The sequence below is a fragment of the Tsuneonella suprasediminis genome, assembly GCF_003605755.1.
GTDB lineage: Bacteria > Pseudomonadota > Alphaproteobacteria > Sphingomonadales > Sphingomonadaceae > Tsuneonella > Tsuneonella suprasediminis.
On the sequence record NZ_RAHJ01000021.1, the window covers coordinates 121,327 to 146,341 of the forward strand.

The window sequence follows — 25,015 nt, forward strand, 5'->3', positions numbered from 1 at the left end:
ACGCCCCCATGCTCCATCAGGCAACCGCGGTCGCGATTGGCGGGCGCGCTGTGCTGCTGGAAGGAGAACCGGGCATTGGCAAGAGCAGTCTGGCCCTGTCGCTGATCGATCGTGGCGCAGTTTTGGTGGGGGACGATGGCGTGATCCTGTCGCGTCAGGGCGCTATTTTGTGGGCTGCCCCGCCGCCGCACACCGCCGGATTGCTGGAAATCCGCAATGTCGGGATTGTCACGCTACCCACTGTCATCGCACAAGTGGCGCTGGCGCTGACACTGACGACAGATGCCCCCCGTTATATCGAGCGGGCCGGAGAGGCGACACGTGGCGATCTGCCGATCCCCCATCTGGCGTTCGATCCGCGCGGCCCGGCCAGCGCCGTTCGCGCCGAATATGCCCTTGCACTGCATGGATTGCCCCGAACCGAAACGGCCTGACTGCAACGGCTTCCAAAGCGTCGCGCGTTCGCGCAAGGTAGTTAACGATGACGAACGAATCGAATCTCTCAGGCCCTGCGTCCGGGCAGGAAGTCATGCTTGTCACCGGCCTTTCCGGCGCGGGCAAGACAACCACCTTGCGGGTTCTCGAAGACCTTGGCTGGGAAGCAATCGACAACTTCCCCATTCGCCTGCTCGAACGGCTGATCGGCAAGAGTCTGGGGGAAGAGGCGCCATCACGCCTCGCCATCGGTTTCGATTCGCGGACCCGCGGGTTCAATCCCGAAGAAATTATCGATCTGGCTAAACAGCTTACCACTCAGGACGGGGTGGAAATTTCTACTCTCTTCCTCGATTGCAGCGGCGCCGAACTGGAGCGGCGATACAATGAAACCCGCCGCCGCCATCCGATGGCGATGGGCCGCCCGGTGATCGACGCGATTCGGGCCGAACGCGAACTGCTCGCGCCGCTCCGGCGCTGGTCGGACATGGTGATCGACACCACCGCGCTGACCACCAACGATTTGCAGCAGGCGATCCGCCAGCGGTTTGCCGGCGCACCAAGCGACGAGATAAGCATAACTGTCTCCAGCTTCGGCTTTGCCCGCGGGATGCCGCCGCTGTCCGATCTGGTGTTCGACATGCGCTTTCTCGATAACCCCCACTGGGTCGACGGATTGCGTGAAAAGACGGGACTGGATCACGACGTCTCGGCGCACATCATGGCAGATCCCGCGTGGGATGAGGCATTCTCTCGCATTCGCGACCTGATCCTGATGCTGCTGCCGCGCTATGCCGCACAGGGGAAGGCGCACGTCAACCTTGCCTTTGGCTGCACCGGCGGGCGGCATCGTTCGGTTCACACTGCGGAAGCCATCGCTCAGGTCTTGCGCGACAGCGGATTTTCGCCCACTGTCATTCATCGCAACCTGGGATCGCGGGCTGCCGATCAGATTGAAGGCACGCCACAGACATGACGATCCCGCAACGCAGGAACCCGGCGTCACTCACGATGCCGCAATGGACACCACGGCAAGAATCCAGAGCTCACGCATGATCGGAATGATCCTGGTAACGCATGGCCATCTGGCCGAGGAATTTGTGAGCGCGATGGAACACGTCGTCGGCCCGCAAGAAGCTGTGGCGACGATCTGCATCGGCCCGTCAGACGATATGGAAATGCGCCGCCGCGAAATCGCCAAGGCGATTGCCGATGTCGATTCGGGCGAAGGGGCGATTATCCTGACCGATCTGTTCGGCGGCACCCCATCCAATCTGGCGATTTCACTGCTTGATGCCGGGCGGGTGGAAGTGATCGCAGGGATCAATCTGCCGATGCTGATCCGCCTTGCCGGTGCGCGCAAGGAAATGGGCGTGATCGATGCCGCTTTCGCCGCGCGCGACGCCGGCAAAACCTATATCACTGTCGCCTCCGAATTTCTGCGTAGCGGCACCGCCGGGGCCGCCGCCGGGGGCGGCCGATGAACGCGGTGCGGCGAACCTGCACCATCGTTAATCAGCGGGGTCTCCATGCCCGTGCCAGTGCCAAATTCGTCAACGCGGTCAGCGAATTGCCCGGTGGGTGCTCAGTCAAGGTCGCGCGCGAAGGCAACGAAGCCGCGGGCGGCTCGATCCTTGGCCTGATGATGCTCGGCGCGGCCCGTGGCGATACAGTCGATGTGATCGTGGAAGGGGAACAGGCCGATCAGGTGCTCGATAGCCTCTGCGCTCTGATCGACAGCGGTTTCGGCGAGGACTGATGACGCCCGGCACCCGCCGCACGATTACCGGCTTTTCCAACCCCACGGTCAAGGCGCTGCGCGCCCTGCGCGATAAGAAACACCGCAAGCGCGAGGGGCGTTTTCTGGCAGAAGGGCTACGCCTGCTGACCGATGCGCGTGAATGCGGGCGGCTGCCCGAAACATTGGTGATGGCCACCGGGCGCGACCCGCATCCCCTGCTCGACGCGCTGGAAGCGGACGTACTGGCCGCAGGCGGTGACGTGATCGAAACCGGGGTCGATATCCTTTCCAAAATCACCGGCAAGGACAACCCGCAGGCTGTGGCCGGGGTGTTCGCGGAATTCGATACTACGCTGGAACGGATCGACCGGAGCGCCGCGCCGATATGGCTGGTGGCGCAGGCGCTGCGCGATCCCGGCAATCTTGGCACGATGCTCCGCACGGCGGACGCGGTCGGTGCGGGCGGCCTGATCCTCATCGACGATTGCGCCGATCCGTTTTCAGTCGAAGCGGTGCGCGCCAGCATGGGCGCGGTATTCACTCAGGCCATCGCACAGGCCCGGTGGGACGATTTCATTGCCTGGCTATGCGGCGGGCCGGGTTCGGAACAGGGCGGGCAACTGGTCGCCGCGTCGCTGCGCGATGCCGTGCCCTATCGCGGTGCGGCCTATGCTGCACCCTGTTTTCTGCTGGTAGGCAACGAATCGCGCGGCCTGCCTGAAGAATACGAAATGGCCTGCGATCTGCGCGTGACGATGCCGATGCGCGGCCGGGCGGACAGTCTCAACGCAGCAGTCGCCGGTGCAGTGCTGGCGTATGAAGTTCTGGCCTGTCTCGACCCGCAATAGGCCAGCGGCGCGAATTCAGGGCGCCGGATCGCGTTTCGCGCTGAGGCTGGTGAAGCTCCACTTCCCATCGCGGCTCGACGCCACAAGCCGGTAATCGTTGAGACTACGCAGATAATCGGTCGCGATGAAGCCGGTGGTGCCATCGCGCGTGACGATCTTCTGATAATCGTCTTCCGGGTGAAGGTCCTCGGCCAGTGTCACGACATCCCACGATATGTCTTCGAGCACTTTGCCCTTGCCTTCGGCCTTGTTCGGTTCGGCGGCGTGGATTTCAACTTTCTCGCCCACGACCATCATCGATTTGACCGGATCGACCAGACCAAGATCCTGCGTGGCAAACCACGGCAAAGTGATACCACCCTGTTTATTCACACCGCAGCCGAGCGCGGCGAGCTTGTCGAGTTCGTCCCAAAGGCTCCATTCGCGCTTCGATAATTCGGCGCGCAACTGGCCAGTGCCGGTGCCGCCGCCGAAATTGAGCTGCACATCGGGCGCCGCCAGCGCGACCAGCATATTGGTGTCCCGCGCCTTCACCGCCGCGCGCAATTGCTTCAGAAAATCTTCCGCGCCGGGCACGTCTGTGCAATCATCCTGCGGAGCGAAAGACCCTTCGGCCAGTTTGGGTGCGGGCGTCGCGGCCGACCCATCGACCTTCTTGACGATGTCGGTCGCTGCTTTCTTGATCTTGTCCGAGGGCGCATTCTGCTGGCTGCACCCAGCCAGTGCCAAAGCCAGTACCGATGCGATGCCCAGAGCGTATTTCATGTTCGACCTCTAGCGGCCAATCGCTGCTCGATTCAACCTATTCTTCGCCGTCCTGTGCCGTTGCGTCACTATCGGCTACTGTATAACGGGGTGCTGCTTCGACCAGCGGGACATCGTCAATCTCGCGCTTGCCGATCTCGATCCCCTTTTCCTGCAATCGCTTACCAGCGGACAGGACATTGCGTTCGAAGCTGCCAACGAATTTGTTGTAGTTGTTGACCGCGGTTTCCAGGCCGCCGCCGACCCGCTTTAAATGTTCAGCGGCCACCGCCAGCCTGTCATACAATTCCGCCCCGGCTTTGCCGATTTCCACGGCCTCGCGCGCAATGGTATCCTGACGCCAGACTTGCGCCACGGTCCGCGCAATCGCCACAAGATTGGTAGGTGTTGCCAACAACACCTTGTTACGGAATGCGAAATCCCACAATTCGGGATCGTGCTCCAATGCAGCGGCGACGAAGTGTTCACCGGGCACGAACATCACCACGTAATCAGGCGCGTCATCGAACTGGCTCTGATACCCTTTCGAACCGAGCGTCTGCACATGGCCGCGCATCGATTTTGCGTGAAGGTCGAGTTGGCGGGCCCGCTCATTCTCGTCATCCGCTTCGAATGCGGCCTGATAGGCGTTGAGCGATACCTTTGCATCGATCACCAGCTTCTTCTGCCCCGGCACATTGACGATCGCATCGGGCCGCAGTCGTCCGTCTTCGGTATCGATCGAATGTTCAAGGATGAAATCGGTGTGTTCAGACAGGCCGCATTGTTCGAGCACGTTCTGCAACGCCCGCTCACCCCAGCGCCCACGCGCCTTGGGCGCATTGGTCAGCGAATTGCCCAACCGCTGCGCTTCACGCCGCACCTCTTCCTGACCACGCTGCATTTCGGTGATCTGCTGATAGAGCCGCCCGAATGCATCAGTGCGTTTTTCCTCCAGCGCGGCAACCTGTTTCTCATACGCTTCCAGACGCTTGCCAACCGGATCGAGCAAAGCCCGGAGCTTTTCTTCCGACGATTTTTCCGAATGGCCGAACCGTTCATTGGCCCGTTCCAGAAACGCCTCCTGCGCCTTGGTCAGCACCGCAGAACCGGTGTTCTGGAATTCCTTCAACATCGCATCGCGCGCTTCGACCAGCAGACGCTTCTGCTCGTCGAAATTGGCGGTCTTTTCTTTCAGCGTCGCCAGTTCGGCATTGAGCGCGCCATTGGCCCGGCGCAGTTCGTCCATCGCCACCTCGTGAGCGGCGCGAGTGTCTCGCAGTTCGCTGGTTAACGCATCGGCGCGGCTCGCCCGCTCACGCGCCGCCTCCAGATCGGCGAACGTCCGCAGATGTTTTGCATCCAGTTCCCGCGCCTCAGCATCGCGCTCCGCATGGCGCGCCTTCCACTCGGTCACCGGGCGCGAACCGAAAAACCAGCCCGCCACCACGCCGATGACAAGGCCGAACAGCAAAGCGATAAGAGCAAGCAGAGTCGGATCCATTGCCGTACCTTATGCGGAACGGACCGGGAACGCCAGTACTTGAATCCGTCTACCCACAATCACCGGCGGACATCGCGGAAAATTATGGAGTAGAAGCGTTACGCAGCGCGCAGTTTCTGCAACTTCTTCAACGCCATATTGCGCTTTAAGCGGCTCAGGTGATCGATGAACAGAATGCCTTCGAGGTGGTCCATTTCGTGCTGGATGCAGGTGGCCATAAGCCCCTCCATATCCTCTTCATGGGTGACACCATCGATATCCTGATAATGCACACGGCAAGTCGCCGGGCGATCGACATCGGCGTAGATATCGGGGACGGAGAGGCAGCCTTCCTGATAAGTCGCCAGTTCATCCGCCGGATCGAGGATTTCGGGGTTGATGAATACCCGCGGATCTTTCTTCGTTGCGGGATGGGTGTGCTTGTGACCATCGTGATCGCATTCGACCGGCGGCGCATCAGGGTCTTCCGGCTGCAGATCGATCACCAGCACGCGCAGCGGTACGCCTACCTGAATTGCAGCGAGGCCGATGCCGGGCGCATCGTACATCGTTTCGAACATGTCGGAGACGAGTTCGCGCAGTTCGTCGTCGAACTGAGTAACCGGAGTCGATACGGTCTTGAGCCGGGGATCCGGCACTTCGAGAATTTCGCGTATAGCCATGATCGTCAGATAGGGGCTTGTTCGGTAGGCTGCAACTGTCGGTTCGGGGTCGTCTTTTTCTCACACGAAGACACAAAGGCACTAAGAAAGAAAAATGGCCTGCGGCGCAGCCGCTTTCATTGTCTCGTCGGTGGTGACAAACCACATATGTTACATTGGCACCACACCTTAGCGCCTTCGTGTCTTCGTGTGAAAACCTCTAACCGTTACCCCACTGGTCGCCGCGCCCGCAGCGCCTGCGCCAGAGTTCCCTCGTCCAGATAATCCAGCTCTCCTCCCACTGGCAGGCCGTGCGCCAGTTGCGTCATCCGGACCGGGAATTCTTCCAGCCTTTCAGCGATATAGTGGGCAGTAGTCTGCCCTTCCAAAGTCGCATTCATCGCCAGCACTATTTCGTCGATCCCGCCCTCTTCCACCCGCGCCAGCAATGCGGCGATGTTGAGGTCTTCAGGTCGCACCCCGTCCATTGCCGACAGCCTGCCACCCAGCACGTGATAGCGCCCGGTGAATAGCTTCGCGCGGTCCAGCGCCCAGAGATCGGCCACATCTTCCACCACGCACAACGCGCGCTGATCGCGGCGCGGATCGGCGCAGATGCCGCAGGGCGCCTGCGTATCGACATTGCCGCATATCGGGCATTCGACCAGTTTGTCCTGCACTTCGATCAACGCATCGACGATCTGGCGCAACGCGGTTTCGCGCCGCTTTACCAGCCACAGCACCGCCCGCCGCGCCGAACGCGGGCCAAGCCCCGGAAGACGAGCGAGGGCCGAGGCGAGGGTTTCGATCTCTTGCGATGCCATGTTGCCGGAGATAGAGCCGATTGCGAGAAATGAGAACCGAAAACCCCTCTCCCTTCCAAGGGGGGAGACGGGCGGGTTTTGCCAGGCGCACCTCTGGTTCGCCGCACACGCCTGCCCTTAGCCCTTCCCGTGCCGGAGGGAGGAGTATGAGAGTATGCGTATAGTCTTCATGGGAACGCCCGAGTTTGCGGTCCCCTCGCTCGTCGCACTGCACGAGGCGGGGCACACCATCGTGGCCGCTTACACCCAGCCACCCCGCCCTGCCGGTCGCGGCAAGAAGCTGCAGCCCAGCCCCGTGCAGCGCGAGGCGGAGAACCGCGACATTCCAGTGCGCCATCCCGTTTCGCTGAAAAACGCCGAAGCGCAGGCTGAGTTCGCTGCGCTGGAGGCTGATGTGGCGGTGGTCGCCGCCTATGGCCTCATTCTGCCGCAAGCGGTGCTCGACGCGCCGAAGTATGGTTGCCTCAACGTCCACGCCAGCTTGCTGCCGCGTTGGCGCGGGGCGGCCCCGATCCAGCGGGCGATATTGGCGGGCGACATGGTGACCGGGGTGACGATCATGCAGATGGAGGCAGGGCTCGACACCGGCCCGATGCTGGCCACTGCGCGCACTCCGACAGACGATAAGACCGCAGGCGAACTGACCGAGGAACTGGCCGAAATCGGCGCACAATTGATGGCGGGTACACTGGAAGACCTGACCGTTCTGCACCCTGTAGCGCAGGACGATGCGGAGGCCAGCTATGCCCCCAAAGTCGACAAGGCCGAAGCCAGAATCGACTGGTCGCAAGGTGCAGAAGCTATCGAACGGCAGGTGCGCGCCTTCGCCCCCTTCCCCGGCGCCTGGTTCGAACTCGATGGAGAACGCATCAAGGTGCTGAAGGCGCAAGTAATCGCCCGCGAAAGCAAGGCAGGCACAACGCTTGACGATGCGCTGACCATCGCCTGCGGATATGCCGCATTGCGCCCCACCCGCATTCAGCGTGCCGGAAAACCGGCGATGGATGTCGATGCGTTCCTGCGGGGGAAAGCCGTTCCTGCCGGGGCATCCGTGGGGTGATGGGCGGAGACGATCCGCAAATGACCCGCTTCGCGCTGACGCTCGAATTCGATGGCACCCCGTTCATGGGCCTGCAACGCCAGCCCCACGGGCCGAGTGTACAGGAATCGGTCGAACGCGCGGTGCATGGTGTAACCGGCGAGCAGGCCGTGCTCTATTCCGCCGGGCGCACCGACACCGGCGTCCATGCTTACGCTATGCGGAGCCATGTCGATATCGCCAAACAGATCGACGCCTTCCGCCTGATGGAAGCGATCAACGCGCACTTGCGCCCCGATCCCATCGCAGTGATCGCCTGTGAGGAGAAGCCCGCCGACTGGCACGCCCGGTTTTCCTGTATCGAGCGGTCGTATCAATACCGTATCGCCAACCGTCGTGCCCCGCTGACGCTGGACCGCAACCGCGCGTGGCATCTGGCCAAGCCATTGGATGCGGAGGCGATGCACCGCGCGGCGCAGGCGCTGGTGGGGCTGCACGATTTCACGACATTCCGGTCGGTTCAGTGTCAGTCGGCCAGCCCGGTCAAGACGCTGGATCGACTGTCGGTACGGCGCGAAGACGATTACGTGATCGTAGAGACTGCCGCGCGCAGTTTCCTGCATCATCAGGTCCGCAGTATGGTGGGCTGTCTCGCACTGGTCGGCATGGGTCGCTGGCGCGAACAGCAAGTTGCCGAAGCGCTGGCGGCGCAGGATCGGCAGGCGCTGGGCCTCAATGCCCCGCCGCATGGCCTGTTTTTCGTCGCGGCGCGATACCCGGAAGATGGGGCTTAGGCGCGCAGTTTGCGAGGGTTGCTGGGCCTTTTGGGGGAAGCACTAATGGTGGCTTTTCTCACACGAAGACACGAAGGCACTAAGGGTGGTGCCAATGTAACAATCGTATTTTCTCACCACCAACGAAACAATGAAAGCGGCTGCGCCGCAGGCAATTTTTCCTTCTTAGTGTCTTCGTGTCTTCGTGTCTTCGCGTCTTCGTGTCTTCGTGTCTTCGCGTCTTCGTGTCTTCGTGTCTTCGTGTCTTCGTGTGAAACCTACAACACCACCATCAATGTGCCAGTTGCACTACACCCGCCATCAGCCCGATCCCGAGCAAGCTGGCCAGCCCGGCCCCACGCCCCGCCCCGGCAACACGGCTGTGTGGGAGAAGTTCGGATGCGCCGATATAGAGAAATCCCCCCGCAAACAGAGCCAGCAGCAAAGCAATCTGGTGGGGATCGATCGTAACCGCCTGCCCTAACGCGACCCCGGCCAGCGGCGCTATCGCATTGGCGAGCAGCCAGCGGCGCGTAACGGCGGGCGATGCTGTCAGGCGCGACAGGCCGACCATGTTCGCGCCATCGGCCATATCGTGTGCCAGCACCGCCACGGCGACCAGCCAGCCGGTTTCGGCCGAAATCTGGAAAGCCAGCCCGATGCCCAGCCCATCCATCATACTGTGTACGATCAGGCTGGCCCGTCCGGTATGGCCACCGAATGGCAGACGATGGACGATCAGGTACAGTGCCATCCCCGCGACAAGCGCGAGGAAAATTGTCTCCTGATGCAGCCCGCCGCGATGCTCCAACGCCTCAGGCAATAGATCGAGCAGGGCAAGGCCGATGACCATGCCCCCGGTCAGCCCGAACAACAGATCGCGCCGTCGGCCGAACCGCATGGCAAGGATGCCACCCAGCCAGGTGGACAGGCTGGCGGCAAGCCCCAGCGCATAAGGGAGCCAGAGGTTCATGAACGGAGCCGTTTCGATAATTTGTGAGACACGGCCTGTGTGAGTGCGAGATATGTCATCGCCTCGCAAATGATATAATGTATCATTGATTTCAAGGGGAGTGATCGGGGATAATTTTCGACTTTGCAGAAATCGGGGTGGGCCCGACCGCCCTTGCCCCCATCATTGCAAGGGCGTGGCGACGCGACAATCCATAGCGCGCGCCCTCCCGCCACGACTGTTGCGTTGGGCCCCACCCTCACGCCATGGATTGCTTCACTGCGTTCGCAATGACGAACAGGTAGGTAGGCACCGAAACGAGACAGACAGTATCACCGCTTCGCCCGCCACCACATCCTCGTCATTGCGAGGAGCGCAGCGACGCGGCAATCCATGGGGCGCACCTCGCCCAAGCTACAATCGCTGCGATGAGCGCCATCCTTGCTTCACGGATTGCCCCCTCCGTTCGCAATAGCGAACAGATAGGTGAGCACCGCAAGCTGACCATCAGCTCAGGGACCGGAGTGACGGGAAGGGGGTGACGGAAAATGGGGATGCGCGCCGCGTATTCGCTCTGTCCTACACGGACAGTTATCGGCAATCTGGCCGCCATGACCAACGCACAGACACCCGCCAATCCATACACCTCTTGCCCCAAACCCACGCGCGGATTGGCGGAATTCTCGAAGTCCACACTGCGTTTCGGAGAAATGGTCGCAAACCTTTGTGTTTGCGTCGTAATTTGCGGAACGTCACACTTTTCAAAACTCAAAGGAGCGGTCCATGTGTGCGCTCCATATCAGCGCATCACAGCGACCCGCCCGCCCTAGCTTTCCGCGGCACTCCCGCCTAGCACGGGTTTCAATACGCTACTCAAGAGGAGAGATTCGATGGCCACCACTGGCAAACAGCTATTCACCACCCTCGATGCCGATGGCACGTTGACGGTGGAAGTCGCGGAAGTCAGCTTCCCCGATCCGACCGGCAATCAGGTGCTGGTGAAAATGGAGGCCGCACCGATCAACCCCAGCGATCTGGCGCTGCTGTTCGGGCCGGCCGATATCGCCAATGCCGAATGCAGCCCTGGCAAGCTGATCGCCAAGATGCCCGAACCGTTCCTGTCGGGCGCGAAGGGCCGCCACGGCCAGCGTCTTCCCGTGGGCAACGAAGGGGCCGGCACTGTGGTCGCGGCAGGCGACAGCGAAATGGCGCAAGCACTGGTCGGCCAGCGGGTCGCCTGCGTTCCGGGGACCGCTTACGCGCAATATGCCATCGCCGACGCCAACCTGTGCCTGCCTCTGGGCGACGTTTCGGCGGAGGATGGCGCAAGCGCCTTCGTCAACCCAATGACATCGCTCGCCTTCGTCGAATGCGCCAAGCGCGATGGGCAGAAGGCGATCATTCACGCCGCCGCGGCATCGAACCTTGGCCAGATGCTCAACCGCATCTGTCAGGAAGACGGGATCGACCTGGTCAACATCGTCCGCAAGCAGGAGCAGGTCGATCTGCTCAAATCGCAAGGTGCGAAATGGGTGGTCAACTCATCCGACGGTGACTTCATGAAGCAACTGTGCGCGGCAATCGACGCGACCGATGCGTTCTATGGCTTCGATCCCATCGGCGGCGGGACCACGACCGATGCCTGTTTCAAGGCGATGGAGCGGGTCGCGGTGTCGAAGATGAGCGAATACAACCGCTATGGTTCCAACCAGCAGAAGCAGATGTTCATCTATGGCCGTCTCGACCTCGGCCCGACGATCCTGACGCCATCCTATGGGTTCGGCTGGACGCTGTCGGGCTGGCTGCTGACTCCGTTCCTCGCCACGGCGGGGATGGAAACGGTGATGCGGATGCGGAAACGTGTGCTCGACTACCTCACCACCACCTTTGCCAGCAATTACAAGGCGAAAGTGACGCTGGAAGAGATGTTGCAGAAAGACGCGGCGGTCGAATACCACGCGATGAAGACGGGCGAGAAATACCTCATCACCCCGTGGGGATAATCGCCTGCGCGGCGGCGATCAGCGCCGGTCGAATTCGGCCTGCATCGCCGCCCGGACACTCACCCCGCTGGCCAGCATCAGCTGGAGCAGGATGCGCGCCTTGGGCGGATTGAGTGCGCGGGCCGCGAGAAAGCCGTTGGCGTCGTCCTCCGGCTCGCGGTCGACCAGCCCTTCGTCGATCCGGCTGGCGCGCACCACGGCCACACCGCGGACCGCCAGTTCGCGCAGGACTTGCCGCACCGGTTCGGGCATATTGCCCTCCCCCACCCCGGCCACGACCACGCCGCGCGTATCCGGGCCGGTCAGGCGCGTGACATAGTCCGGCTCGATCCCGGCCCAGATCGGCAGGACCGGCACCTCTGGCCATTGGTCCGGCCATACGAATCGCGCCGCCTCGCCCATGCGCCAGGGCGCGCCGAACCAGTCGAGCGCGGATGGCGTGACCAGCCCGATCGATTCGCGGGGAAAACCGCGAAATGCATCGGTCCCACGGGTCCGCACCTTACGCACATCGCGCGCAGCAAACACCCGGTCGCCCATCACCACCAGCACCCCGCGCCCGGCCGCGCCAGGATCACTCGCCACACGCACGGCATTGGCGAGATTGCGCAACCCGTCAGAGCCGACAGCATCGGCAGGCCGCATCGCACCGACCATCACCACCGGCTTGGCCGTGGGCAATGTCAGATCGAGCAGCAGCGCAGTCTCCTCCACCGTGTCGGTGCCATGCGTGATGATGACGCCATCGACCGCCGGGTCCGCCACCGCCGCCACGGTCGCGGCATGGAGCGGCGACCACACCGCAGGGCCGATGTCTTCGGAACCGATATTGGCGATCTGCACACCCGACAGCGTCACGGCCATGCCCAGCGATTCTGCCTCGGACAGCAGATCGTCGATCCCGATCTGGCCGGGGCGGTAGTCGTGCCGGGTGGCCGAACCCGCCTTTCCAGCGATAGTTCCGCCGGTCGCCAGTACCCTGATACACGGATTTTTCATGGATCGGCGGTTAGCCCGATTGACCTCTGCCGCCAAGCGGCTAGAAGCGCGCAACCCGGATGGGGCGGTTAGCTCAGTTGGTAGAGCATCTCGTTTACACCGAGAGGGTCGGCGGTTCGAGCCCGTCACCGCCCACCATTTCCGATTCGCAGCGAAAGCAGCGAGCTGCCGACAGCAGCCGAATCGCTCGCTCATTCAACACGATCAATAACGGCTCTCGCCCCGCTGGGCCTGCCGATGGCAGATTATCAGGTGGCCGGTTCGACCGCTTCGTCCACCAATGCATGCGCTTCGGGGCTCGACCAGTCATAGCCGCCCACGACACGGGCGATTTCCGTACCCGTCGAATCGTACAGCACCGTGGTGGGCAGAACTCCGCCGCCGAACTTGGTAGACAGTTCGGTTTCGGTGTCCAGCCAAGGCTGAAGATGTTTGAACTTCTCCTTCGCAAAGAAGGGTTTGACGACTTCCGCACCCTGCAAATCCTGGCTCACCGTAATCACCCTTAGTTTGCCCTCGTACTCGCCCGCCAGATCGTCGAGCATTGGCATTTCAGTGACGCACGGCGCGCACCATGTCGCCCACAGGTTTATCAGAACTGGCTGGCCCGACAGTGCGCCGGTGTTGAGTTGCTTGCCCGCCGGATCGATCAGGTTCACCGCAGGCAGCAGTTCGCCTGCACGGGTACGGTCGATCTTGCCGGTGAGCGGCGCGGCCTCACTCTTTGCGGGCTGTTCTTGCGGCTGAGCCGGTTCCTCCTTACTGCACGCGCCAAGCAGCGCAGTGGAAAGAAGCAGAGTGAACGACAGTTTCGACAACGGAAGTGACAACGGGGCAAACTCCATGTGGGGCGGGCGCTTCGCAGAAGGGCCTAGCGCGATCATGCGCGAAATCAACGCTTCGATCCCATTCGACAAGGCGTTGTGGCAACAGGACATCGCCGCCAGCAAGGCGCATGTTGCCATGCTGGCGGCGCAAGGCATCGTCTCTGCCACAGACGCAGAAACGATCGCCGGCGGGCTGGATCGTGTCGCGCAGGAATATGCCGACAACGGCGTTCCAGAAGACTGGGATCTCGAAGACATCCACATGACCACCGAAAGCCGACTTGCCGAACTGATCGGCCCGGCAGCCGGGCGACTGCACACCGCGCGCAGCCGCAACGATCAGGTGGCAACCGATTTCCGCCTGTGGGTGCGGCAGGCCATCGATCAGGCCGAAGCCGGACTGGTCGCGCTGCAACGCGCGCTGGTGACACGGGCGGAGGAACATGCCGCGTCGATCATGCCGGGATTCACCCACCTGCAAACCGCTCAGCCGGTGACACTGGGCCATCATCTGATGGCCTATTACGAGATGATCCGGCGTGATCGCAGCCGGTTTGCCGATGCACGGGTGCGGATGAACGAGTGCCCGCTCGGCTCCGCCGCATTGGCGGGCACCGGCTTCCCCATCGACCGCGAGGCCACCGCCAAAGCGCTCGGCTTCGACCGCCCCACCGGCAACAGCCTCGATGCCGTGTCAGACCGAGACTTTGCGCTCGATTACCTGCAGGCCGCGGCGCAGACATCGCTCCACCTCAGCCGTCTGGCGGAAGAGATGATCCTGTGGGCCAGCCAGCCATTCGGCTTCGTGAAGATGCCCGATACGCTGAGCACTGGCAGCAGCATCATGCCGCAGAAGAAAAACCCCGATGCAGCGGAACTTGTACGTGGGCATTCAGGCCGGATCGTCGGTTGCCTGACCGCGCTGACGGTGACGATGAAAGGGCTTCCGCTGGCCTATTCGAAAGACATGCAGGACGATAAGCCGCCTGTATTCGAAGCCGCCGGATTGCTGGCACTGTCGATTGCGGCAATGACCGGCATGGTGGCCGACAGCACATTCGTGACCGCGCGTATGCGGCAGGCGGCTGAACTGGGCTATGCCACGGCAACCGATCTGGCTGACTGGCTGGTGCGGCAGGCAGATATCCCCTTCCGCGAGGCGCACCACATCACCGGTGCCGCGGTCAAGCTGGCGGAAAGCAAGGGTGTGGCATTGGAAGCGCTGACGATGGAAGAGCTTCAGGCAATCGACAGCCGCATCGACGAACGGGTATATGCCGCCCTCTCGGTCGAGAGCTCGGTCGCCGCACGCGCCAGCTATGGCGGGACAGCGCCCGAACAGGTACAACGGCAGGTATCCGCTGCTCGCAAGCTGCTGGGGATGGAGGGGTAATGCGTAAACTCGCCACTATTTCCGCGCTCGCCGCGCTGGCCCTGTTTTCTGGATGCGGCCAGAAAACCGCGTTGAAGCCGCTGGCGAAGCAGACTTTGCCTCCCGCCCCATATGGCGCCAAATCGCAACCCGATGCCGATCAGTTGCTGACACCCGATGCTCAGGCCGCGCCCAAGCGTTCGGTCGAACTGCGCGAGCGGAGTGAGGAGCGGCAGGATGATCCCTTCGATCTGCCGCCACAATGATCGGAAATAACCGGCGCTAAGCCGTAAGATAGTACGACTTGATAGACAGTCGGTGCTTTGCGAGGCAAAGGCGCTGATCGATGGACCATTTTCAGCTTCGCAACGGCGCGATGTACGCCGAAGACGTCCCCCTTTCCCGCATTGCGGAGGAAGTTGGCACGCCCGTCTATGTCTATTCGCGCGCGACGCTGGAACGCCACGCTCAGGTATTCCGCGAAGGTCTATCCGGCGTAAAGAACCCGCACATCGCCTTCGCGGTGAAGTCGAACCCCAATATTGTGGTGCTGAAAGTGCTGCAGAAGCAGGGGTACGGTGCTGACGTGGTGAGTGGCGGCGAACTTACCCGTGCGCTGGCCGCCGGAATGGCACCGGAAACGATCGTATTTTCCGGAGTCGGCAAAACCCATGCAGAATTGCTGCAGGGGCTGGAAGCCGGGATCGGTCAGTTCAATATCGAATCCGAAGAAGAAGGGTACGAACTGGCGATGGTCGCGCGGCGGCACGGATTTGTCGCCAATTGCGCGCTGCGGGTGAACCCCGACGTCGACGCCCGAACCCACGAGAAAATCTCCACCGGAAAGCGGGAAAACAAGTTTGGCGTTCCGCTCGACCGTACCGCTGCGATCTTCGCTGCGCTTTCGGAGGAAGAAGGGCTGAACCTGCGCGGCGTGGCAGTGCATATCGGCAGCCAGCTTTCCTCTCTCGAACCGCTGGAAACCGCGTTCGAGAAACTGGGCGCGCTGATTGCTGAACTGCGCGCCGCCGGACACACTATCACGCACGCCGATCTCGGAGGCGGGCTGGGTGTGCCGTACAAGGCAGACGATGTCATGCCCTCCCCCGCCGAATACGGCGCAATGGTTGCGCGCGTGACGGCAGGCTGGGATGTTCAGCTCAGCTTCGAACCGGGCCGGGTGATTGCTGGCAATGCCGGTATCCTGCTTACGCGCGTGGTCCGTACCAAGCGGAGCGGAAATGGGCCGCCGTTCGTGATCGTCGATGCCGCGATGAACGATCTTGCCCGTCCTGCGATGTACGGTGCGTGGCACGATTTTATGGCGGTTGAACCAACTGGCGAACGGATCACGTCGCATGTCGTCGGGCCAATCTGCGAAACCGGCGATACCTTCGCAATGGATCGGGAGATCGACTCGCTTGCTCCGGGTGACCTGGCCGTGTTCCGCACCGCGGGCGCATATGGTGCGACGATGGCATCGGGTTACAACAGCCGGGGCTTCGTGCCAGAAGTGCTGGTGGATGGCGACAAATTCGCCGTGGTGGCAGAACGTATTCCGCCGGAAACCATGATCGAAGCCGAAAAGGTGCCAGACTGGCTGGCATGAACAGCTTGCCGCTCTTCCATCGGATCGCCGGCCAGCGGGTCGTGGTGGTGGGCAATGGCGACGCCGCCGATGCCAAGCGCCGTCTGGTGGAACGGGCCGGAGGCATCCCCTGCGGCGAACCGGAAGCGCACCATGCCCGGCTCGCCTTTATCGCGCTGGACGATGATCGTCAGGCTGCGGCTGTCGCCATACGATTGAGGACCAAAGGTCTGCTGGTTAATGTGACCGACCGCCCCGCAATGTGCGACTTCACAGTGCCGAGCGTGCTCGATCGCGATCCGGTACTGATCGCTATCGGCACCGGCGGTGCCTCTGCCGGGCTGGCCAAGCATCTGCGCCTGCGGATCGAAGCGATCCTTCCACCCGCGCTGGGGCAACTGGCGGCAAAGCTGAATGCGGCGCGCGATACCATTCGCCAGCGGTTTCCCGCCGTGGCCGATCGACGGCGCGCAATCGATGCCGCGTTATCCGAAGGTGGCCCACTCGACCCATTGCGCGGCGATGCTGCCGAACGGGTGGATAGCTGGCTGGCAGCGAGCCACAGCGCAGTGGCTGCGCGAAGCGTGGAAATCGCTTTGACCAGCGACGATCCCGATGATCTGACCTTGCGCCAGGCCCGCTGGCTGGGTGTGGCGGACGTCCTACTTCATGATGCGGCGGTATCGCCCGACATACTCGCACGAGCACGTGCCGATGCCGTACGAAAAGAGATAGGGGCCGCTGATCTGCCCGCAGGCGATGGCGGATTGACGGTGGTACTGCGCCGCCGCTGACTACCCAACTCGCTGCCACCGCACCTGCCGATCAGATAACCGTCGCCGCAGCTTTTCCCAGTTCCGCAAAATAACGCGCCATCGCGTCAGCGGCGCGGTCGGAAATCGCGATAAAGGCGCGCCTGCGGTCGGCATCGTCCTGTACCCGCACCAACAGCCCCGCCTCCGTCATCTGCGCGATCCAGCGCAAGGCGGTGGTTGGCGGAACATTGCTTGCGATGCACAGGCTGGTCACCGACACCCGCTTGTGTTCCGCCCGGGCGGCAGTCAGGTCGAGCAGAATATCCCACGCCGGATCCGCGAACAGATCATCGCCAAAGTAACGGAAGCGCTGCTCTCGCATAGCGATGATCTGGCGAACGAGACGGGGATCGGGCAGCGGCGGACGCGAAATGCGGTGCGCCCTGTCATTCTGCGGGGTTTCCGGCTTGAATGAATCACTTGGCGATTCAAGACGTGCCACGCCAGCAGTCTGCAGCAGCTTGCCTGCACTCAGACTATCCAGACGCGCAGCAATTCGGGCCACCTGTTCCGACATCTGGAGCAAGGTCAGCCGATCGTCGCCAGTCAGTTCGCACACGCGCATGGCCGGAACTTTGGCCAAGGCGACCGACAAGGCAATTACGTGTTCGCCCGGAGTCGGATCGAGCAGTATCTGCGCCCCTGACTGATCGAGACATCCGAACACCGCATCGAGCGCGTCTGCAGTCGTCCAGACCAGCAATTGCTTGCCCGCTTCCGCCACTACCATATCGAGTTGCGCCAACGCGGCCAGAGTTCGGGCATCGGCGCGGGGGCAGTCGAGAACGATCACATCGGCCAGCGTCCACCCAGATGCATCGGCAGCACAGACCCCCGGATCGAATGCGATCAATCGCGCCCCCACGACTTCTGCATCGGCATAAACCTGCGCGCGAACATGCGGCCGCGCAGGCCCCACCGCCACCGATTGCTGTCCACCCTTCCCCGATTCGGGAATTACATAATTGAAATCGGTATGTTCCAATCGCAGCCTCCATTCGTCATCCGAACAAATGGAGAACATTGTAAAAGAGGTCAAGTCACCAGCAGGGCGCTAGGGATCAATCCGTATCGGGGTGCCATCGGGGATGGCGCGCCACAGTTCCTCTATTTCCGCGTTCGATACAGCGATGCAGCCGTCGGTCCAGTCATCGGCCATTCTCCCCACAGGCAGGGAATTGGGCTGCCCATGAATAAAAATGTCGCCGCCGGGTGATCGCCCGTGCGCCTGTGCAAACGCGCGATCTTTCGCATTGGGATAAGAAACACGCAAGCTGAGGTGATAGGCGCTGCGCGGGTTGCGGGTGTCGATTGTATAGAGCCCTTCCGGGGTCCGCTCGTCACCTTCGAACTGCTTGTGGCCCCTTGGGGCATCACCGAACTGAAGACCGATATAGCGCTTCAGCGGCTTTCCTGCGGCATACAGCGTCAGCACCCTGTCCGACTTGTCCACCAGCACGAAATCGGCGCGCATGGCCTGTGGCGGTAGCTCTACCGGAACCGGCGCGCATGACGCGGCCAGCGACAAGCCTGCCAGCAACGCGGAAGCCAGGATCGCTCCGCGCCACATAGTCATCAATCGACGAACGGATCGCGCACGAGGATGGTATCCTCGCGTTCGGGGCTGGTCGAAATCAGCGCCACCGGCGTTTCGATCAGTTCCTGCACCCGTTGGACATATTTGATCGCCTGCGCGGGCAGGTCGGCCCAGCTTCGTGCCCCGGCAGTGGTTTCCTGCCACCCGTCCATTTCTTCGTAGATCGGCTCCACAGCAGCCTGATCGGCGGCATGGCTGGGGAAGTAGTCCATGATCTTGCCATTGAGGCGATAGCCGGTGCAGATCTTCACTTTCTCGAACCCGTCGAGCACGTCGAGCTTGGTCAGCGCGATGCCGGTGACACCGCTGATCGCACAGGACTGGCGCACCAGAACGGCATCGAACCAGCCACAGCGACGCTTGCGCCCGGTGACAGTGCCGAATTCGTGGCCGTTTTCGCCCAGCCGCTGCCCCACGTCATCGTCCAGCTCGGTCGGGAAAGGACCGGAACCGACACGCGTGGTGTAGGCCTTAACGATGCCTAGAACGAATCCCGTGCTCCCCGGCCCTAGGCCCGAACCCGCCGCCGCGGCACCGCTGACGGTGTTGGAGCTGGTAACGAACGGATATGTACCATGATCGACATCGAGGAGCACACCCTGCGCCCCTTCGAACAATACCCGCGCACCGGCCTTGCGCACTTTCTTCAGGCGTTTCCACACCGGCTGAGCATATTGCAGCACGAACGGAGCGATTTCGCGCAGTTCGTCGAGCAAAGCCTCCCGATCGACCGGGGGCTGATCGAAACCGGCGCGCAAGGCATCGTGGTGGGCGCACAGGCGGTCAAGCTGCGGCTCCAGCGCATCAAGATGCGCCAGATCGCACACGCGAATCGCGCGACGGCCAACTTTGTCTTCATAAGCCGGACCGATCCCGCGCCCGGTCGTGCCGATCTTGCCCGACCCGGCGGCGGTTTCGCGCAGGCCATCCAGATCGCGATGCAGCGGCAGGATGAGCGGACAATTGTCCGCAATGGCAAAGTTGTCGTCGTTGATCGTGACGCCCTGCCCTTCGAGCTTCTCGATCTCGGCCTTGAGCGCCCACGGGTCGAGCACCACACCGTTGCCGATAATGCTGAGAGTGCCGGTGACGATCCCGCTCGGCAACAGGCTCAGCTTGTAGGTGGTATCGCCCACCACCAGCGTATGCCCGGCATTGTGGCCACCCTGAAAACGGACCACGGCATCCGCCCGGCTGGCCAGCCAGTCGACGATTTTGCCTTTGCCTTCATCGCCCCACTGGGCACCGATTACCGTTACATTGGCCACGTGGCATCCATCCATTGCTGCCGAATAAACGACCGGGGCGTTAGGCTGGCCGCGCAACAAGGGCAAGCTGCATCGACGGAAACATTGTGCAGCTTTACCATTGTATTGCCAAAGGAGACTTTCATGACCGACACGCCCGCGCTGAAGTTCAACGATGGCCGCGCCATTCCGCAGCTTGGTTTTGGTACATATCAGATCGACAACGACAAAGCCGCCGAAGCGGTGCGTACCGCGCTGGATGTGGGATATCGGCTAGTCGATACCGCGGCGATCTACGGCAATGAGGAAGGTGTTGGCGAAGGCTTGCAAGGGCGCGACGACATCTGGCTGACCACCAAAATCTGGAACGAGAGCCAGGGATATGACCGCGCGCAGCGGGCAATGGATAAGTGCCTGTCACGCCTTGGCCGCGACAGTGTCGATCTGGTGCTGATCCACTGGCCCTGCCCGGACAAGGGGCTGGCAGTCGAAACGTGGAAAGCACTGGTCGACATTCGCAAGTCGGGCAAAGCAAAATCGATCGGTGTCTCCAACTTCCGCATTCGGGATCTGCATGACATCATCGAAGCAACCGGCGTGACCCCGGCGCTCAACCAGATCGAACTGCATCCGACATTTCAGCAGCGCGCCTTGCGGGCCGAGCATGAAGAGCTGGGCATTATCACGCAAAGCTGGTCACCGCTCGGTCAGGGCAAGGGTATCGACAACCCGACCATTGCTGCGATTGCAAACGAGACCGGGCGCAATGCCGCTGCGGTGATCCTGCGCTGGCATCTGCAACACGGCCTGTGCACGATCCCCAAAGCATCGAGCCGCGAGCACATCGCCGCCAATTTCGAAGCGTTCGATTTCGAACTGGGCGCCGAACAGATAGCTCGCATTGATGCGCTGGACGATGCCAACGGACGCATCGGCCCCGACCCTTCGAAATTCAGCTAGGCTCACGACCCATCTCACACACCCCTCCAGTGCTTGACTGTATTATATCTGCATGACACCATGCTCTGGATGTTTTCGTCCGGAGAGAGTCCATGTCATTTCTGTTGTCGCTGCTCGCCGCCGCTGCGCCTGCTGCAACCATAGCCGTACCTCCTCCCGACCCAGTAACACTGGTCGATCGGGCGGCGGCCCGACGCGGAGATCGCAGCCATGCGCTGGTTCTGGGCACCGCTCATCTTTCGAATTTGCCGAAAGATATGGATTTCACACGCTTCGCTCCGCTGCTCGACCGGTTGGAAGCTTGGAAGCCCCGGCAAATCGCAGTAGAGTCGCTGTCGGGCGCGCAGTGCGATTACTTGCGAGCCTACGCATTCGCATACCCGGAAACGGCGGAGGATTACTGTTTCGATCCGACTCTGGCACGAACCGCCCTCTCGATCGATGGCGCAAATGCGGAGCGGGTCGTCCTCGAATTGGTTGCGCAGCCCACCCATTCCGCAGCTGACCGCAGGCGAATGGCGGGCCTCTTTCTGGCAATGGGCGAAGCGGACTCGGCCCTTCTCCAGTGGAAACGTCTCCCCGAAACCGAGCGTCATGCAAGTGCCGAACTGCCGCAACCACTGGTCGATATCCTCACCAAGCGCGCAGGGTGGCGCAATGAAAACGTCGTGATCGCAGTGGCGCTGGCCGAGCGGCTCGGCCTTGACCGCATCTATCCGGTGGACGATCATACTGGCGACCGGGCCGCGCGGATCGAAGACGGCAATGCCTATGGCCAGCAGTTGCAGGCGATCTGGGATTCGCCTGCGCTCACGGCAGCATCGAAAATCCGTGACATGGAACAATCGCAGATGCTGGCGGGCGGGTCGGTCGTGGAATGGTACCGTTTCCTCAATTCCACTGCATCGGCAAGAATGGCGGTCGAAACCGATTTTGCCGCTGCTGCCGGTTCAACAAAATACCCCGAAACGGGACGGAACTATCTGGCTTACTGGGAAACACGCAATCTGCGGATGGTCGCTAATATTCGCGAAGTGGCGGGACCAAACGGGCGCGTGCTGGCTATCGTAGGCGCCTCGCACAAACCGTTTTACGAACGATACCTGTCGATGACGAGCGACATCGTGATCGACGATATGGAACGGGTGCTGGCGGATTAACTCAGACGAACCGCCTCGCCCCCTTCCAGCCGGTGCGTACAGCCGAGCGCTGTGGGGTCTTCGCCCTCTTCCAGTGCGGTCACGGTTCGCCAGCCGATCGCGCGCAGGCGGTCAGCCGTCGCAATATCATGGCCCAGCGGCAGATATAGCGTATCGCGGGCAGGCTGTGCGGCGAGACTGCCAACCAGTGCATCGAGATAGAGCGAGAACCCGGTGGCAACCTCCTCGGTCCCGCCGATGCGATAGGTGCCGCCCCGGCCCAACGTGCCGCGCACCCCATCGGCATAGAGCGTGAACCCGAACCACGACTGATATTCGAACCCGTGGCGCTCTGTCGGGTCGAGTGTGATCCGGGCCCGATCGCCTACTTTCGCGGCAATCGCCTTTAGCCCGTCAATCCGGCTGGCGAGCGCCCCGCCCGCGTCGATTTCCGAAAGGCGGGCAATCGCTTCGTCGAACGGCCCGGCGGCATAGAGCAGCGGCAGATACGCCGCGCCGCCCGCCGCCTTCAGCGCGCCGGCATCCTTGCCATCCAGCTCGCGGCGCACCGCATCGACTTGCGCCGGATCGAGCGGAAGTTCATCCTGCGCCAGCGTATCGACGAGATCAGGCAGCGTGAAATCGACGCTGATTGCGGTCGCGCCTGCGGCTTCCAGCGCAACAATCGCCACCATCACCACTTCCGCCGCAGCCGCAACGCCATCGGCACCGACAAGTTCGGCCCCAAGTTGCAGGCGCTGGCGCGACGGATCGAGCTGGTCAGAGGAAATCGTTGCCGTCTCGCCAGCATAACAAAGGCGCAGCGGACGCGGCGCATCTGCCAAACTGGTCGCGGCGATGCGGCCCAGTTGCACCGTCATATCGCTTCGCAATGCCAGCATCCGCAGCGATGCCGGATCGACGAAACGGAACATCCGCCGGGTCGCCACCCCGTCCATCCGTTCGGCCAGCGAGCGTTCGAATTCGATCAGCGGCGGCATCACCCGATCGTATCCATAGCTGTCCATCGCATCGAGCGCGGCCCGCCGGGCGCGCGAGATTGCCGCGGCGGATTTTTGCAGGCGGTCTTCCAGCCCCACGGGCAGCAGGTCGGTCGTCGGATCGGTCATTCGGCTCTGCCCCGCAAAGTAGCTGACAACAAACTTCTTCCCTTCCCCTTAGAGCGGGAGAGGTCGCGGGAGGGTCTGTTAAGGCCTTGCAGCCCGGTTGAACAGGGCCCGCCGCGCAATCGCACAATAGCACCGGGGCCCTGCCCGCCCCACCCGCAGAAACGAGCGGAATACATGGTGCCCGCCCCCTTGCGAGGGCGGGACACTCTCAGAATTCCAGCGCTTTCACGGTTTTGACGCCTTCCAGTTTGGAAGCCTTGTCGATCACATCCTGCGAGATTGCGGTATCGACGCTCAGCAGCAGCACCGCTTCACCGCCCGTGTCGCGGCGACCGAGGTGGAACGTGCCGATATTGATGCCGCTCTCACCCAGCAGCGTACCGATACGGCCGATGAAGCCGGGCGCGTCTTCGTTGACGATGTAGAGCATGTGCCCGGCCAGTTCGGCTTCGATCCCGATGCCGAAGATTTCGACCAGACGCGGGGTATCGTTGCCGAACAGCGTACCGGCAACCGAGCGATCGCCCTGACTGGTGCCGACCGTGACCCGCAGCAGAGTGTTAAACGCCCCTTCACGCTGATGACGGATCGAGCGCACGTCCAGCCCGCGTTCCTTGGCGAGATAGGGCGCGTTGACCATGTTCACGGTGTCGGAATACTGCTTCATCAGACCAGCCAGCACCGCACCTTCGATCGGCTTGCCGTTCAGATCGGCCGCGGCACCTTCGCGTTCGATGCTGATCTGCGTCAGATTGCCGTGCGCCAGTTGCCCCACCAGACTGCCGAGGCTTTCGGCCAGCTTCATGTAAGGCTTGAGCTTGGGCGCTTCTTCGGCACTGAGGCTCGGCATGTTGAGTGCGTTGGTCACGCCGCCGTTGACGAGGAAGTCGGCCATCTGCTCGGCCACCTGCAAGGCGACATTGACTTGCGCTTCGGTCGTGCTCGCGCCCAGATGCGGAGTGCAGATGAAATTCTTGGTCCCGAACAGCGGGCTGTTCTTCGCCGGTTCTTCGGCAAACACGTCCAGCCCGGCGCCCGCGATGTGGCCGCTTTCCAGCAGATCTTTCAGCGCGCTTTCATCGATCAGGCCGCCACGCGCACAATTGACGATGCGAACACCCGGCTTCGTCTTTTCCAATCGTTCGCGGCTGAGGATATTGCGCGTCTGGTCGGTCAGCGGAGTGTGCAGCGTGATGAAATCCGCCCGCTGGAGCAGGGTTTCCAGATCGACCTTGTCCACCCCAATTTCCACCGCGCGTTCTTCGGTCAGGAACGGATCGTAGGCGACGACCTTCATTTTCAGGCCCAGCGCACGGCTGGCGACGATCGTGCCGATATTGCCCGCACCGATCAGGCCCAGCGTCTTGCCAGTCAGTTCGACGCCCATGAACGCGCTCTTCGGCCATTCGCCCGCTTGCGTGCGGGTGTTGGCTTCGGGGATTTGCCGGGCGACCGCGAACATCATCGCGATGGCGTGTTCGGCGGTGGTGATCGAGTTGCCGAACGGAGTGTTCATCACCACCACGCCCTTGCCGCTGGCATAAGGGATATCGACGTTGTCCACGCCGATACCGGCGCGACCGATCACTTTGAGATTGGTCGCCGCGTCGAGCACGGCCTTGGTCACTTTGGTCGAGCTGCGGATCGCCAGCCCATCGTATTCACCGATGCGGGCGATCAGTTCTTCCGGGGTTTCACCGGTGATGACATCGACATCGCAGCCACGCTCTTCGAAAATGCGCGCGGCATTGGGGTCCATCTTGTCGGAGATAAGGACTTTAGGCTTGGTCATGATACAATTCCTGTGAATGGCTCACCCGCGTCGGGGTGCCACAAG

At 62.1% G+C, this 25,015-nt stretch carries 26 protein-coding genes and 1 tRNA gene; 15 read left to right on the plus strand and 12 right to left on the minus strand.

Annotated features, from left to right (window positions below; all coding sequences use genetic code 11):
* Positions 1-8: 8 nt before the first annotated feature.
* The 5 genes from D6858_RS13555 to D6858_RS13575 all read left to right on the plus strand — a co-directional run bounded on the left by D6858_RS13555 (position 9) and on the right by D6858_RS13575 (position 3,024).
* Positions 9-434, plus strand: a complete 426-nt coding sequence (locus tag D6858_RS13555; protein WP_120111953.1) for an HPr kinase/phosphorylase — start codon at positions 9-11, stop codon at positions 432-434.
* A gap of 47 nt (positions 435-481) precedes the next feature.
* Positions 482-1,411, plus strand: coding sequence for an RNase adapter RapZ (gene rapZ / locus D6858_RS13560; RefSeq protein WP_120111620.1), 930 nt, complete (start codon positions 482-484; stop codon positions 1,409-1,411).
* 76 nt (positions 1,412-1,487) lie between these two features.
* On the plus strand, positions 1,488-1,919 hold the full coding sequence (locus D6858_RS13565; protein ID WP_120111624.1) for a PTS sugar transporter subunit IIA: 432 nt from the start codon (positions 1,488-1,490) through the stop codon (positions 1,917-1,919).
* Positions 1,916-2,194 carry an HPr family phosphocarrier protein gene (locus tag D6858_RS13570; protein WP_120111627.1) on the plus strand — a complete coding sequence of 93 codons (279 nt, stop codon included), beginning with the start codon at positions 1,916-1,918 and terminating at the stop codon, positions 2,192-2,194. Before D6858_RS13565 ends, D6858_RS13570 begins: the two co-directional genes overlap by 4 nt.
* Complete coding sequence (locus D6858_RS13575) at positions 2,194-3,024, plus strand: TrmH family RNA methyltransferase (RefSeq protein WP_120111629.1); 831 nt, start codon at positions 2,194-2,196, stop codon at positions 3,022-3,024. Before D6858_RS13570 ends, D6858_RS13575 begins: the two co-directional genes overlap by 1 nt.
* 15 nt (positions 3,025-3,039) lie before the next feature.
* Here D6858_RS13575 and D6858_RS13580 read toward each other — a convergent pair whose 3' ends face one another.
* From D6858_RS13580 to recR, 4 genes are all read right to left on the minus strand, one after another.
* On the minus strand, positions 3,040-3,789 hold the full coding sequence (locus D6858_RS13580; RefSeq protein ID WP_120111631.1) for a hypothetical protein: 750 nt from the start codon (positions 3,787-3,789) through the stop codon (positions 3,040-3,042).
* A 37-nt stretch (positions 3,790-3,826) separates the two neighbouring features.
* Positions 3,827-5,272 carry a DNA recombination protein RmuC gene (locus D6858_RS13585; protein ID WP_120111634.1) on the minus strand — a complete coding sequence of 482 codons (1,446 nt, stop codon included), beginning with the start codon at positions 5,270-5,272 and terminating at the stop codon, positions 3,827-3,829.
* A gap of 98 nt (positions 5,273-5,370) precedes the next feature.
* The gene (locus D6858_RS13590) at positions 5,371-5,934 is read right to left on the minus strand and encodes a peptide deformylase (protein ID WP_120111637.1); all 564 of its coding nucleotides are present in this window, start codon (positions 5,932-5,934) and stop codon (positions 5,371-5,373) included.
* A gap of 206 nt (positions 5,935-6,140) precedes the next feature.
* Positions 6,141-6,737 carry a recombination mediator RecR gene (gene recR, locus D6858_RS13595; protein ID WP_120111640.1) on the minus strand — a complete coding sequence of 199 codons (597 nt, stop codon included), beginning with the start codon at positions 6,735-6,737 and terminating at the stop codon, positions 6,141-6,143.
* 154 nt (positions 6,738-6,891) lie between these two features.
* Between recR and fmt the strand changes: the two genes are divergently transcribed.
* Positions 6,892-7,797, plus strand: a complete 906-nt coding sequence (gene fmt / locus D6858_RS13600; protein ID WP_120111643.1) for a methionyl-tRNA formyltransferase — start codon at positions 6,892-6,894, stop codon at positions 7,795-7,797.
* Between the two features lie 20 nt (positions 7,798-7,817).
* On the plus strand, positions 7,818-8,570 hold the full coding sequence (gene truA, locus D6858_RS13605) for a tRNA pseudouridine(38-40) synthase TruA (protein WP_120111956.1): 753 nt from the start codon (positions 7,818-7,820) through the stop codon (positions 8,568-8,570).
* Positions 8,571-8,841: 271 nt separating this feature from the next.
* Here the strand turns inward: truA and D6858_RS13610 are convergent, their stop codons facing one another.
* Entirely contained in the window at positions 8,842-9,522 is a 681-nt protein-coding gene (locus D6858_RS13610) for a ZIP family metal transporter (RefSeq protein WP_120111645.1), read from the minus strand.
* 869 nt (positions 9,523-10,391) lie between these two features.
* On the opposite strand from D6858_RS13610, the gene D6858_RS13615 reads away from it, so the two are divergent.
* On the plus strand, positions 10,392-11,504 hold the full coding sequence (locus tag D6858_RS13615; RefSeq protein WP_120111648.1) for a zinc-binding dehydrogenase: 1,113 nt from the start codon (positions 10,392-10,394) through the stop codon (positions 11,502-11,504).
* An 18-nt stretch (positions 11,505-11,522) separates the two neighbouring features.
* On the opposite strand, the gene D6858_RS13620 is transcribed toward D6858_RS13615, so the two are convergent.
* Positions 11,523-12,503 carry an asparaginase gene (locus tag D6858_RS13620; RefSeq protein ID WP_120111652.1) on the minus strand — a complete coding sequence of 327 codons (981 nt, stop codon included), beginning with the start codon at positions 12,501-12,503 and terminating at the stop codon, positions 11,523-11,525.
* 62 nt (positions 12,504-12,565) lie between these two features.
* Between D6858_RS13620 and D6858_RS13625 the strand changes: the two genes are divergently transcribed.
* A tRNA-Val gene (locus D6858_RS13625) sits at positions 12,566-12,641 on the plus strand.
* Between the two features lie 110 nt (positions 12,642-12,751).
* On the opposite strand, the gene D6858_RS13630 is transcribed toward D6858_RS13625, so the two are convergent.
* Positions 12,752-13,333 (minus strand): TlpA family protein disulfide reductase, encoded by a 582-nt coding sequence (locus D6858_RS13630; RefSeq protein WP_240623850.1) that lies wholly within the window; start codon positions 13,331-13,333, stop codon positions 12,752-12,754.
* 13 nt (positions 13,334-13,346) lie between these two features.
* On the opposite strand from D6858_RS13630, the gene argH reads away from it, so the two are divergent.
* The 4 genes from argH (at position 13,347) to D6858_RS13650 (ending at position 17,084) form a co-directional block, all read left to right on the plus strand.
* A complete protein-coding gene (gene argH / locus D6858_RS13635; protein WP_120111657.1) occupies positions 13,347-14,723 on the plus strand; it encodes an argininosuccinate lyase in 1,377 nt (458 codons plus the stop codon).
* On the plus strand, positions 14,723-14,968 hold the full coding sequence (locus D6858_RS13640) for a lipoprotein (protein ID WP_120111660.1): 246 nt from the start codon (positions 14,723-14,725) through the stop codon (positions 14,966-14,968). Before argH ends, D6858_RS13640 begins: the two co-directional genes overlap by 1 nt.
* Before the next feature lie 80 nt (positions 14,969-15,048).
* Positions 15,049-16,311, plus strand: a complete 1,263-nt coding sequence (lysA, locus tag D6858_RS13645) for a diaminopimelate decarboxylase (protein WP_120111666.1) — start codon at positions 15,049-15,051, stop codon at positions 16,309-16,311.
* On the plus strand, positions 16,308-17,084 hold the full coding sequence (locus D6858_RS13650) for a precorrin-2 dehydrogenase/sirohydrochlorin ferrochelatase family protein (protein WP_120111670.1): 777 nt from the start codon (positions 16,308-16,310) through the stop codon (positions 17,082-17,084). Before lysA ends, D6858_RS13650 begins: the two co-directional genes overlap by 4 nt.
* A 31-nt stretch (positions 17,085-17,115) precedes the next feature.
* Here the strand turns inward: D6858_RS13650 and D6858_RS13655 are convergent, their stop codons facing one another.
* From D6858_RS13655 to D6858_RS13665, 3 genes are all read right to left on the minus strand, one after another.
* Positions 17,116-18,090 carry a winged helix DNA-binding protein gene (locus D6858_RS13655; protein ID WP_225081705.1) on the minus strand — a complete coding sequence of 325 codons (975 nt, stop codon included), beginning with the start codon at positions 18,088-18,090 and terminating at the stop codon, positions 17,116-17,118.
* Between the two features lie 69 nt (positions 18,091-18,159).
* Positions 18,160-18,681 (minus strand): L,D-transpeptidase family protein, encoded by a 522-nt coding sequence (locus D6858_RS13660; protein WP_318286445.1) that lies wholly within the window; start codon positions 18,679-18,681, stop codon positions 18,160-18,162.
* Positions 18,681-19,970, minus strand: a complete 1,290-nt coding sequence (locus tag D6858_RS13665; RefSeq protein WP_120111678.1) for an adenylosuccinate synthase — start codon at positions 19,968-19,970, stop codon at positions 18,681-18,683. Before D6858_RS13665 ends, D6858_RS13660 begins: the two co-directional genes overlap by 1 nt.
* Before the next feature lie 123 nt (positions 19,971-20,093).
* Between D6858_RS13665 and D6858_RS13670 the strand changes: the two genes are divergently transcribed.
* Positions 20,094-20,909 carry an aldo/keto reductase gene (locus D6858_RS13670; protein ID WP_120111681.1) on the plus strand — a complete coding sequence of 272 codons (816 nt, stop codon included), beginning with the start codon at positions 20,094-20,096 and terminating at the stop codon, positions 20,907-20,909.
* A 92-nt stretch (positions 20,910-21,001) separates the two neighbouring features.
* A complete protein-coding gene (locus tag D6858_RS13675; protein WP_120111685.1) occupies positions 21,002-22,069 on the plus strand; it encodes a DUF5694 domain-containing protein in 1,068 nt (355 codons plus the stop codon).
* Here the strand turns inward: D6858_RS13675 and D6858_RS13680 are convergent.
* Positions 22,066-23,178, minus strand: coding sequence for an ATP phosphoribosyltransferase regulatory subunit (locus tag D6858_RS13680; RefSeq protein ID WP_120111689.1), 1,113 nt, complete (start codon positions 23,176-23,178; stop codon positions 22,066-22,068). The genes D6858_RS13675 and D6858_RS13680 overlap by 4 nt on opposite strands.
* 208 nt (positions 23,179-23,386) lie before the next feature.
* Positions 23,387-24,970 carry a phosphoglycerate dehydrogenase gene (gene serA / locus D6858_RS13685; RefSeq protein WP_120111693.1) on the minus strand — a complete coding sequence of 528 codons (1,584 nt, stop codon included), beginning with the start codon at positions 24,968-24,970 and terminating at the stop codon, positions 23,387-23,389.
* Positions 24,971-25,015 lie beyond the last annotated feature (45 nt).

Excerpts from the sequence above, each read along its gene's own strand:
- D6858_RS13585 (WP_120111634.1), bottom strand. The coding sequence starts at position 5,272 with ATGGATCCGACTCTGCTTGCTCTTATCGCTTTGCTGTTCGGCCTTGTC.
- D6858_RS13590 (WP_120111637.1), bottom strand. The coding sequence starts at position 5,934 with ATGGCTATACGCGAAATTCTCGAAGTGCCGGATCCCCGGCTCAAGACC.
- D6858_RS13660 (WP_318286445.1), bottom strand. The coding sequence starts at position 18,681 with ATGACTATGTGGCGCGGAGCGATCCTGGCTTCCGCGTTGCTGGCAGGC.
- D6858_RS13640 (WP_120111660.1), top strand. The coding sequence starts at position 14,723 with ATGCGTAAACTCGCCACTATTTCCGCGCTCGCCGCGCTGGCCCTGTTT.
- argH (WP_120111657.1), top strand. The coding sequence starts at position 13,347 with ATGTGGGGCGGGCGCTTCGCAGAAGGGCCTAGCGCGATCATGCGCGAA.
- D6858_RS13580 (WP_120111631.1), bottom strand. The coding sequence starts at position 3,789 with ATGAAATACGCTCTGGGCATCGCATCGGTACTGGCTTTGGCACTGGCT.
- lysA (WP_120111666.1), top strand. The coding sequence starts at position 15,049 with ATGGACCATTTTCAGCTTCGCAACGGCGCGATGTACGCCGAAGACGTC.
- D6858_RS13575 (WP_120111629.1), top strand. The coding sequence starts at position 2,194 with ATGACGCCCGGCACCCGCCGCACGATTACCGGCTTTTCCAACCCCACG.
- rapZ (WP_120111620.1), top strand. The coding sequence starts at position 482 with ATGACGAACGAATCGAATCTCTCAGGCCCTGCGTCCGGGCAGGAAGTC.
- serA (WP_120111693.1), bottom strand. The coding sequence starts at position 24,970 with ATGACCAAGCCTAAAGTCCTTATCTCCGACAAGATGGACCCCAATGCC.
- D6858_RS13615 (WP_120111648.1), top strand. The coding sequence starts at position 10,392 with ATGGCCACCACTGGCAAACAGCTATTCACCACCCTCGATGCCGATGGC.
- D6858_RS13650 (WP_120111670.1), top strand. The coding sequence starts at position 16,308 with ATGAACAGCTTGCCGCTCTTCCATCGGATCGCCGGCCAGCGGGTCGTG.
- truA (WP_120111956.1), top strand. The coding sequence starts at position 7,818 with ATGACCCGCTTCGCGCTGACGCTCGAATTCGATGGCACCCCGTTCATG.
- D6858_RS13555 (WP_120111953.1), top strand. The coding sequence starts at position 9 with ATGCTCCATCAGGCAACCGCGGTCGCGATTGGCGGGCGCGCTGTGCTG.
- recR (WP_120111640.1), bottom strand. The coding sequence starts at position 6,737 with ATGGCATCGCAAGAGATCGAAACCCTCGCCTCGGCCCTCGCTCGTCTT.
- D6858_RS13670 (WP_120111681.1), top strand. The coding sequence starts at position 20,094 with ATGACCGACACGCCCGCGCTGAAGTTCAACGATGGCCGCGCCATTCCG.
- D6858_RS13570 (WP_120111627.1), top strand. The coding sequence starts at position 1,916 with ATGAACGCGGTGCGGCGAACCTGCACCATCGTTAATCAGCGGGGTCTC.
- fmt (WP_120111643.1), top strand. The coding sequence starts at position 6,892 with ATGCGTATAGTCTTCATGGGAACGCCCGAGTTTGCGGTCCCCTCGCTC.
- D6858_RS13610 (WP_120111645.1), bottom strand. The coding sequence starts at position 9,522 with ATGAACCTCTGGCTCCCTTATGCGCTGGGGCTTGCCGCCAGCCTGTCC.
- D6858_RS13680 (WP_120111689.1), bottom strand. The coding sequence starts at position 23,178 with ATGACCGATCCGACGACCGACCTGCTGCCCGTGGGGCTGGAAGACCGC.
- D6858_RS13675 (WP_120111685.1), top strand. The coding sequence starts at position 21,002 with ATGTCATTTCTGTTGTCGCTGCTCGCCGCCGCTGCGCCTGCTGCAACC.
- D6858_RS13565 (WP_120111624.1), top strand. The coding sequence starts at position 1,488 with ATGATCGGAATGATCCTGGTAACGCATGGCCATCTGGCCGAGGAATTT.
- D6858_RS13620 (WP_120111652.1), bottom strand. The coding sequence starts at position 12,503 with ATGAAAAATCCGTGTATCAGGGTACTGGCGACCGGCGGAACTATCGCT.